Annotated in this window: 9 protein-coding genes; 1 reads left to right on the forward strand and 8 read right to left on the reverse strand. The window is 68.0% G+C overall.

All coding sequences use genetic code 11. The features are described from left to right. The 3 genes from RMO40_RS16310 to RMO40_RS16320 form a co-directional block, all read right to left on the reverse strand. The coding region (locus RMO40_RS16310; protein ID WP_309723666.1) for a formate dehydrogenase at positions 1-1,196 on the reverse strand (1,196 nt) is incomplete at its 3' end. Further along, on the reverse strand, positions 1,193-1,675 hold the full coding sequence (locus tag RMO40_RS16315; protein ID WP_309723667.1) for a formate dehydrogenase subunit gamma: 483 nt from the start codon (positions 1,673-1,675) through the stop codon (positions 1,193-1,195). The genes RMO40_RS16315 and RMO40_RS16310, both read right to left, overlap by 4 nt. Before the next feature lie 20 nt (positions 1,676-1,695). After that, positions 1,696-3,369, reverse strand: a complete 1,674-nt coding sequence (locus RMO40_RS16320; protein WP_309723669.1) for an MFS transporter — start codon at positions 3,367-3,369, stop codon at positions 1,696-1,698. Between the two features lie 172 nt (positions 3,370-3,541). Between RMO40_RS16320 and RMO40_RS16325 the strand changes: the two genes are divergently transcribed. Further along, entirely contained in the window at positions 3,542-4,639 is a 1,098-nt protein-coding gene (locus tag RMO40_RS16325; protein ID WP_309723671.1) for a substrate-binding domain-containing protein, read from the forward strand. 4 nt (positions 4,640-4,643) lie between these two features. Here the strand turns inward: RMO40_RS16325 and RMO40_RS16330 are convergent, their stop codons facing one another. The 5 genes from RMO40_RS16330 to RMO40_RS16350 form a co-directional block, all read right to left on the reverse strand. Then, positions 4,644-5,234: an ABC-type transport auxiliary lipoprotein family protein gene (locus RMO40_RS16330; protein WP_309723673.1), complete on the reverse strand. Its 591-nt coding sequence runs from the start codon at positions 5,232-5,234 to the stop codon at positions 4,644-4,646. A 16-nt stretch (positions 5,235-5,250) separates the two neighbouring features. Beyond that, positions 5,251-6,897: an MlaD family protein gene (locus RMO40_RS16335; protein WP_309723675.1), complete on the reverse strand. Its 1,647-nt coding sequence runs from the start codon at positions 6,895-6,897 to the stop codon at positions 5,251-5,253. Next, positions 6,894-7,544 (reverse strand): paraquat-inducible protein A, encoded by a 651-nt coding sequence (locus RMO40_RS16340; protein WP_309723677.1) that lies wholly within the window; start codon positions 7,542-7,544, stop codon positions 6,894-6,896. The genes RMO40_RS16335 and RMO40_RS16340 overlap by 4 nt, the downstream gene beginning before the upstream one ends. After that, positions 7,541-8,230 carry a paraquat-inducible protein A gene (locus tag RMO40_RS16345; protein ID WP_309723680.1) on the reverse strand — a complete coding sequence of 230 codons (690 nt, stop codon included), beginning with the start codon at positions 8,228-8,230 and terminating at the stop codon, positions 7,541-7,543. The genes RMO40_RS16340 and RMO40_RS16345 overlap by 4 nt, the downstream gene beginning before the upstream one ends. A gap of 36 nt (positions 8,231-8,266) precedes the next feature. Continuing rightward, positions 8,267-8,950: helix-turn-helix domain-containing protein (locus tag RMO40_RS16350; RefSeq protein WP_309723682.1), on the reverse strand; the 684-nt coding region annotated here is incomplete at its 5' end.

Consider the following 8,950-nt stretch of genomic DNA (forward strand, 5'->3'; position numbering starts at 1 on the left):
AGCGGCACGTCCCATTGCGATTCGGGCAGGTACGCGCCCAGCGGCCCGCCCACTTGCACCGCCTTGATCGGTCGGCCCGAAGCGGAGCCGCCACCATAGTCGTACAACAGCTCGCGCAGCGTGACGCCGAAGGCCTTTTCGATCAGGCCGCCTCGTTTGATGTTGCCGGCCAGTTGAAACGGCAGCGTGCCGTGCGAGCGGCCCACGCCAAAGTTCTTGTAGAAGGCCGCGCCGCGCGCCAGGATCACCGGCACGGTGGCCAGCGTGATCACGTTGTTGACCACGGTGGGCTGGCCGAACAGGCCCGCCACCGCGGGCACCGGCGGCTTGGCGCGCACGATGCCGCGTTTGCCTTCCAGGCTTTCGAGCAGCGCGGTCTCTTCGCCACACACATACGAGCCTGCGGCCTTGCGCATTTCGAGCGTGAAGTGGTGCGTCGAGCCTCTCAGGTTGCGGCCCAGATAGCCGGCCGATTCGGCGCGGCGGATGGCCTCGTTCAGCGTGGCGATGGCGTGCGGGTACTCCGAGCGCACGTAGATGTAGCCCATCGTGGCCCCGGTCGCGATGCCCGCGATCACCATGCCTTCGATCAGCATGAAGGGGTCGCCCTCCATCGTCATGCGGTCGGAGAAAGTTCCCGAATCGCCTTCGTCGGCGTTGCAGACGATGTACTTTTGCTGGGCGCCGGTGGCCGCCACGGTCTTCCATTTGATGGCGGCCGGGAAAGCGGCGCCGCCTCGGCCGCGCAGGCCGGCGTCCATCACCTCTTGCACGACCTGCTCGGGCGCCATCGAGAGCGCGCGTGTGAGGCCGGCAAAGCCCTCGTGCGCCGTGTAGTCGTCGAGCGAGAGCGGGTCGGTGATGCCCATGCGGGCGAAGGTGAGGCGCTCCTGCTTCTTGAGGTAGGGAATGTCTTCGGTGAGCCCGTGGCACAGGGCATGCGCACCACCGGCCAGGAAGTTGGCGTCGAACAGGGCCGCCACATCACCCGCCTGCACCGGCCCGTAGGCGATGCGGCCCTGCGCCGTTTGCACCTCGACGAGTGGCTCCAGCCAGAACAAGCCGCGCGAGCCGTTGCGCACCAGCGTGATCTCGACGCCACGCTGCGCCGCCTCTTCAGCGATGCGGCGCGCCACTCGGTCGGCCCCCACGGCCAGTGCAGCCGAATCGCAGGGCACGTAAATCGTGATGCTCATGGAGCGCTCCTCGCTTCGGCGACCAGCGCATCGAAGCGCTGCGGGGTGACACGCGCATGCACATCGTCACCCAGCGTCATGGCGGGCGACATGGCGCAAAGGCCCAGGCAGTAGGCCGGCTCCAGCGTGAAGGCGCCGTCTTTCGAGTGCCCCGGCATCGTGCAGCCCAGCGTGTGCCGCGCATGGGCGATCAAGGCGTCGGCGCCCATCGCCTGGCACGACTCGGCGCGGCAGATCTGCACCACCTTGCCGACGGCGGGCTCGGTGCGGAAGTGGTGGTAGTAGGTGATGACGCCGTGCACCTCGGCACGCGACAGGTTGAGCGCGCTCGCGATCTCGGGCACCACGTCGGCAGGGAGGTGGCCCAGCGCGTCTTGCAGCTCATGCAGGATGGGCAGCAAGGCGCCGGGCTCGCTGGCGCGTCGCGCCAGCACCTCGCGCACCAGCAACAGTTGCGTCGGAGAAGTCACGGTCGTCATCGGCTATCTTCCGTGGGTCGTCAGTTGAAGAACTTGGCGGCGCTCAGCAGCGTCTTGTAGACACCCCACGCAAGCGGAATGCCCACCGCGGCCCAGGCCAGCGCCACCACCAGCGCGGGCGTCTTGCCGCCCAGTCCCGGGCCGCTGCCCACTTCGGCCGCATTGGCGCGCTCGTGTGCCAGGCGCTTTTCTGCGGCCAGCTCGGCGTCGGTCATGAACCATTTGTCGGCCACCGGGCGCACCATCAGGTTGGCGATCAGGCCGATCACCAGCATGCCCACCAGGATGTACATGGTCTGGTTGTAGACCTGCTCGCGCGGGATGCCAAGCCCGAGCTGGTATTCGCGCATGTAATTCACCACCACCGGCCCGAGGATGCCGGCCGTCGCCCAGGCCGTGAGCAGCCGGCCGTGGATCGCGCCCACCATCTGCGTGCCGAACAGGTCGGCCAGGTAAGCCGGCACGGTGGCGAAGCCGCCGCCATACATGCTCAGGATGATGCAGAACGCGCCCACGAAGAGCAGCTTGCTGCCCGCCGCCGCGCTGCCGGGGATGCTGAAGTACAGCACCGCACCCAGCACGAAGAAGGCCACGTAGGTCATCTTGCGGCCCAGCTTGTCGGACAGGCTGGCCCAGAAGAAGCGCCCGCCGATATTGAACAGGCTCAGGAGCGCGGTGAAGCCGGCGGCCACCCCGGCGATGGCGCTGAGCTGCGTCTTGTCGAGCTCGCCGAACTTCTTGGCCACGCCGATCAGGCCGCCGCCGAACACCTCTTGCAGCATCGGGCTGGCCATGCCGATCACGCCGATGCCGGCCGAGACGTTCATGCACAAGACGATCCACACCAGCCAGAACTGCGGAATGCCCCAGACCTTTTTCACGTGCACATGGCGCTGCGTGATCATGGTGTTGCTCACGTCGGCCGCCTTGGGCACCCAGCCGGCGGGCTTCCAGCCCGTGGGCGGCACGCGGTAGCCGAAGGCGCCGCCCAGCATGAAGACGAAGTAGACCAGCGCCATCACGACGAAGGTCTGCACCACGCCCACGTCGGTGGGGGTGGCGAAGTTTTTCATCAGCTCGGCGGCGAGTGGCGAGCCGATCATGGCGCCCCCACCAAAGCCCATGATGGCCATGCCGGTCGCCATGCCGCGCCGGTCGGGGAACCACTTGATCAGCGTGCTGACCGGCGAGATGTAGCCGAGGCCCAGGCCGATGCCACCGATCACGCCCGAGCCGAGAATCATCAGCCAGAACTGGTGCAGGTGGATGCCCAAGGCGGAGATCAGCATGCCGCCGCACCAGCACACGGCGCTCACCAAGCCGGCCTTGCGCGGGCCGGCACGCTCGAGCCAGCCGCCCCACAGCGCGGCGGAGCAACCGAGGAAGACGAAGAACAGCGTGTACATCCAGCCCAGGGTGGAAATTTTCCAGTCGCACTGGGTGGTGAACAGCTCGGCGAAGAAGCCCACTTCGGGCCCGCACTTGATGGCCTCCTTGATGCCCAGCGCCTTTGACAGCGGCAGCCAGAACACCGAAAAGCCATACGCCATGCCGATGCACAGGTGGATGGCCAGCGCCGCCGGCGGCACCAGCCAGCGGTTGAAGCCCGGCGCAGCAATCGTGCGCTCTTTGTCCAGCAGCCCGGGGGTGCCGCCTGCGCTGGCCCCCGCAGTTCCCAATCCGACAGCCGACATCCTTTTTGTCTCCAAGTAGGGTGGTGAGCCCTTGGCTAATAGGTGCCTGAGGGCATAAGCCATGCATCGCGTTGGTGCCGGCCTGCCGCGCAATGTAGGGGGACATCGAAAGCGACACAATAAGCTCGTGACAGCGCATTACATCGGCGTTTGAGGGCATAAGGAATAACCCATGCACAAGGTAACGATCCAGCCGCGATGGAGCATCACCCGGCCCGATGGGCAGGCCTTGGCGCAGCGCCTGGTGGAGGTGCTGGTGGATGTGCAGGAGCACGGCAGCCTGTCGCGTGCCTGCCAACAGTCGGCCACCTCGTACCGCCATGCCTGGCAGCTGATTCGTGAAGGTGAGGTCATGTTCGGCATGCCGCTGCTCACCATGGCGCGTGGCAAGGGCTCGAGCCTCACCGAGCTGGGCGAAAAGCTGGTGTGGGCTGACCGGCGCATCAACGCGAGGCTCTCGCCGCTGCTCGCGTCGCTGGCGTCAGAGCTGGAGGCCGAGATCGAGAAGCTCTGCTCGCCGCTGCATGCGCTGCTGCACATCCACGCCAACCACGGATTTGCGGTCGAGACGCTGCGCAGCTTTCTGGCGCAGGCGGCCGTGCCGCACGAACTCAAGTACTGCGGCAGCGTGGAGGCGGTGGCGGCGCTGCATGTGCAGGGCTGCGACGTGGCGGGGTTTGCCGTGCCGCTGGGCGAGTTCGAGCCGGCGGTGGTGGCGCACTACAGCCGGTGGCTGTCGGAGCGCTCGCAAAAGATCATCCACGTCACCACGCGCCAGCAAGGCGTGATGGTGGCGCGTGGCAACCCGCTCAAGATCTACGACCTGAAAGACCTGGCCCGGCCCGGCGTGCGCTTCATCAACCGGCAGCCCGGTTCGGGCACGCGCCTGCTGCTCGACCTGATGCTGCAAAAGCAGGGGCTCGAGCAGTCGGCGATCCACGGCTACGAACAATGCGAGTTCACCCACGCGGCGATTGCGGCCTATGTGGCCAGTGGCATGGCCGACGCCGGCTTCGGCGTGGAAACCCCGGCGCGCCGTTTCAAGCTCGACTTCATCCCGAGCCAGACCGAGCGCTACTTCCTGCTGTGCGACGAACGGGTGCTCGAGACGCAGCCGGTGCAGCAGATGCTCGGCATCTTGCGCAGCGATGAGTTCAAGGCTGCGGTGAACCAGTTGCCGGGTTACCGCGCCGACGGGTCGGGCACGGTGATGTCGCTGGGGGAGGCGTTCGAGACGCTGCAGTCGGCGCCCGCCAGGCGCAAGCGGTAGCCGATCAAGAGGGGCAGCGTGCCCCGGCCCCGTTGGCCAGCGCCAGCAGCTGGGCGCCGATCTGGTCTGCCAAGCGCACCACCGCGCGACGGTGGGCGGCGGCGAGGGCCGTGAGGTCGCCGGGCGCGCTCTCGTGCACGCTGCTGTGGCACACCAGCGCCTGCGCCTTGCCCACGTCAGCCTGGGCCGACCAGACGCTGTCGAGCCAGACCTCTTTGCCGGCGATCGACTCGAAACGTTGCACGTCGACCTTCACCCGCACCGCCTGCGCGCTGGGCACGGTGCGCGCGTCGACGGCTGCGAAGCGCTGCGCCAGACGCTCGAACAGCGCCGCGCGCAGCTCGGCGCGCAAGGGCGACACCCATTGCTCCTGTTCGAGGATGCGCAGCGTGTCGTCGGGCAGGCGCACCACCCACTGCGGCTGGTCGACGGCCGCTGGCACGCCCACCGGCGGCAGGTCGATCGGCATCGGCGGCAGGCCGGTTTCACGCGCCGGCTTCGCGCCGGTGGCCAGCAGGCTGTGGTAGCGCGGGGCAGGGGTCGAGGCGCAGCCGCTGAGCCACACGAGCGCCATCAGGCAGAGGAGTGATTTCATGGGGCGTTTGTGTTCTTCAGCGTCGTTCGGTAGAGGCCGGAATCTTCGCGTCGTCGGGCTTGCCGCGCAGCAGCGATTCGGGGTGGCGTTGCAGGTAGTCGGTGAGCACGCGCAACGACTGGGCGGCACGCTGCAGGTCGAGCAGCGTCTGCTCGGCGTTGCGCTGGATCGGCGCGCTCGGGTCGAGCAATTGGCGGTCGGCACGCGCCAGCGTTTCTTGCACCGACTGCAGTGTGCGCCGCACCTCGGCCAGCGAGGCCTGGGCGTCGGGGCGCAGCTGGTCGATGGCGGTGCGCGCCTGGGTCAGCGTGTCGTTGAGGTTGCGGCCGATGTCGTCGAACGGCACCTTGTTGATCTTGGCCACGATCTCGGCGATCTGCGGTTGCACGTCGGCCAAGGTGCCGGGCACGGTGGGGATGGCGGGGATGGGGGTTTCGGTGTCGAGCGTGGCGCGCGCTGTGCGACCGGGGAAATCGAGCGCGTTGTACATCTGGCCGGTGAGCAGGTTGCCGGTGCGGGCTTGCGCGCGCAGGCCGCTGGCGACCAGGCGCTGCAACAGGGTCACGTCGCGCTTGGACTCGTTGTCGCCCACCTCACGCAAGGCCTCACGCACGGCGCCCAGGCGGGTCGGGTAGATGTCGGCTTCGACCTCCACCGGGAAACGTTTGCGCTTGGTGTCGTAGTCGAGGCGAATGGCTTTCACCGAGCCGATCTCGATGCCCAGGAAGTCGATCGGCGCACCGATCGAGAGGCCGCGGGTCGACTGGTCGAACACCATGCGCACCCGTTGCGCCGGGCCGTCGGGCGGGGCGAGCGCGCGTTTACGGTCGGGGAACAGCTCGAAGCGGTTGCCATCGGGCGCCGGTGGCAGGCCGTGCGAGCCGGCCGGCCGCTCGAACGACACGCCACCCGAGAGCACCGAGGCCAGCGTTTGCGTGTTGACGCTCAGGCCATTGGTGCTGAGCGACACCTCCACACCACTCGCGTTCCAGAAACGCGTCTGGCTGTTGACCAGCTTGTCGAACGGGGCCTCGACGAAAATCTGCACCGAGAGTTCGTCGATCAGCGGGTCGAGCTTGTAGCCCACCACGCGGCCCACCCGGTTGCGGCGGTAGAAGATGGGCGAGCCGACGTCGAGCGAACCGAGGTCTTCGGTGCGCAGCACAAAGCCGCGACCCGGCTCCCCGCGCAGCACGTAGGGCGGCGCTTCCAGGCCGACGAAGTTACGCCGCTGAACCTCGGACACGCCGGCATCGACACCGATGTAGGCGCCGGAGAAGAGGGTCTCGATACCGCTCACGCCGGCGGTGTCGATGCGCGGGCGCACCACCCAGAAACGGGTGTCGTCGACGGCGATGTTGGAGACCGAGCGGTCCAGCCGCACCGACACCTGCACCCGGTCGCGTTTTTCGCTCAGCGTCAAGGCTTCGACACGGCCGACCACCACTTCCTTGTAGCGCACCTCGGTCTTGCCGGGGCGCAGGCCGTCGGCCGAATTGAAGTCGATCGTGACCTGGGGGCCGGTGGCCAGCACGGCTCGGATCAGCAGCGAAACCCCGACCGCCAGCGCAATGATGGGCACCAGCCAGACCAGCGAGGGCCCGTGCCATTTGCGGGTGACGGGGGCGGGCGGCAGCGCGGCGGGTTCTTGGTCGTCAGTCATCGGTGGGCGGGGTCTTTTGTTTCTTCAGGCCAGATCAATCGCGGGTCGAAGCTGCCCGCGGCCATCATGGTCAGCACCACCACGGCACCGAACGACAGCAAGCCGGGCCCGGGTTGCACGCTGCCCAGGGCGCCGAAGCTCAGGGTGCCCACCAGCAGCACCACCACGTAGACGTCGAGCATGGACCAGTGGCCCACCGCGTCGATCATGCGGTAGATCTGCGCGCGCTCCAGTTGCTTCCACCGCGAGCGGCGCTGAGCCGTGGTGGCCAGCAGCAGCAGCGCGCCGACCTTGAGCAGCGGCACCGCGATGCTGGCCACGAAGACGATCAGCGCGAGCAGCCAGTCGCCTGAAGCGCGCAGCTCCTCGATGCCGCCGAGGATGGTGTGCTGCGAGTCGCCGAACACACTGCTGGTCGACATGATGGGCAGCAGGTTGGCCGGTATGTAGAGGATGGTGGCGGCCAGCGTGTAGGCCCAGGTGCGCTGCAGGCTGGCGGGCAATTGGTGGTTGAGCGCGGTGTCGCAGCGGGGGCATTGCAAGGGGGTGCCATCCACCACCGCATGCGCCAGCTGCGACACCCGGCCGCAGGTGCGGCAGCTGAACAAGCCGAGCTGCGCGGCGCTCTGGATGGCTTCGCCGTTCATCGTGTCTGGCCCAGCTGGCTGGCCATCTTCCACATCGAGTGGGTGCCGGCGGCGGTGATCGAGGTGAGCAGCAGCGTCAATGCGGCATAGGCAAACAGGCCCGCTCCCGGGGTGGCGCTGGCGAGCGAGGCACTGCGCACCACGGCCACCAGCGTGCCCAGCATGAACACCTCGACCATGCCCCAGCGGGTGACAAAACCGAGCACCCGCATCGCCGGCACAAACGCGCTCGGCACCTGGCCGCGCAGCAGCGAGGCCAGCAGGTACACCCTGAGCACGGTGAAACAAAGAGGGAACACCAGCGCCGTGGCGGCGGCAAGCATCGCCACCAGCGGCTGGCCGGCGTCCCAGGTGGCCTTGATGGCCTGCGGCAGCGTGGCCCGGGTCATCACCCCGCGCAGGTCGAGCGTGACGATCGGGGCGGTGTTGCCGATCACGATGAGCAGCAGTGCGGCAATGGCAAAGGCCAGCAAGGCATCGAGCCGCATCAGGTGGGCGCGGCCCAGCAGGGCGTTGCAGCGGCGGCAGCGCGCGACGGTGCCACGGGCAAGCAAGATGCGCTCGTGCACCGCGCCGCATTCGGTGCAGATCAGCAGGTCGGGCCGGGCGATGAGCGCGGCCTGGGTGCGTGGCGTGGCAGTCGCGCTGGGCGCGTTGGCATTCACATCCAGCACAGGCTCGGTCATGCACCAATCTTAGCGGCGCATCGCCTCAAAAACGCGTCAAGCCGCAGCGTCGGCCGCACGCAGCTTGCGGTAGATGGTGTTGCGCGCCACACCGAGCTGGCGCGCGGCGCGCGAGATGTTGCCGCCGGCGGCGTCGACGGCGCTGCGGATGGCCGCCATCTCTTGTGCTTGCAGGGTGGTGTGGGCCAAGGTGGTGTCCGCAACCGGCTCGGCGACCAGTGCCAGCTTGGGCTGCGGCCTCAGCGCTTCAGCGGCGCGCGGTACCGCCACACCGGTGGCCAGTGAGACCGAGGGCCAGAAGGTCGGCCAGTTGAACAAGGCGCGTGCAAACAGCGGGTCACCCACTGGCCCGCCGTGTTGCGGGTAGAGCCGCATCGGCTCGTCGGCATGGTGGCGGCAGTGGTCGGCGATGGCGCCCACGGTGGTGCCGAACACCGCCTCCAGGCCGAGCTTGCGCAGCGCCGGCACGTTCAGGCCCAGCTGCTCCAGCGCGCTGCGGTTGGCGCCCAGGATCTCGCCGTCGGGTGACAGCGCGACCATGGCCTCGCGCATGGTGTCCAGCATCTCGGGCCGCGCATGAAAGTGCAGCCGCAGGCCGTGGCGGAACTTGTCGCTGAACCAGTGGTTCTCGATCATGCGTGCCGACATGGCCACCATCGCCAGCGTGTGCGGGTGGTAGGAGAGCTGATGCCCGCTCACGTCGAGCACGCCCATCATCTG

The organism is Rhizobacter sp. (genome assembly GCF_031412075.1).
Taxonomy (GTDB): Bacteria; Pseudomonadota; Gammaproteobacteria; order Burkholderiales; family Burkholderiaceae_C; genus Rhizobacter.

What these genes read in the sequence shown, in the direction of transcription:
- RMO40_RS16315 (WP_309723667.1), bottom strand. Translation starts at nt 1,675, where the DNA reads ATGACGACCGTGACTTCTCCGACGCAACTGTTGCTGGTGCGCGAGGTG.
- RMO40_RS16320 (WP_309723669.1), bottom strand. Translation starts at nt 3,369, where the DNA reads ATGTCGGCTGTCGGATTGGGAACTGCGGGGGCCAGCGCAGGCGGCACC.
- RMO40_RS16325 (WP_309723671.1), top strand. Translation starts at nt 3,542, where the DNA reads ATGCACAAGGTAACGATCCAGCCGCGATGGAGCATCACCCGGCCCGAT.
- RMO40_RS16330 (WP_309723673.1), bottom strand. Translation starts at nt 5,234, where the DNA reads ATGAAATCACTCCTCTGCCTGATGGCGCTCGTGTGGCTCAGCGGCTGC.
- RMO40_RS16335 (WP_309723675.1), bottom strand. Translation starts at nt 6,897, where the DNA reads ATGACTGACGACCAAGAACCCGCCGCGCTGCCGCCCGCCCCCGTCACC.
- RMO40_RS16340 (WP_309723677.1), bottom strand. Translation starts at nt 7,544, where the DNA reads ATGAACGGCGAAGCCATCCAGAGCGCCGCGCAGCTCGGCTTGTTCAGC.
- RMO40_RS16345 (WP_309723680.1), bottom strand. Translation starts at nt 8,230, where the DNA reads ATGACCGAGCCTGTGCTGGATGTGAATGCCAACGCGCCCAGCGCGACT.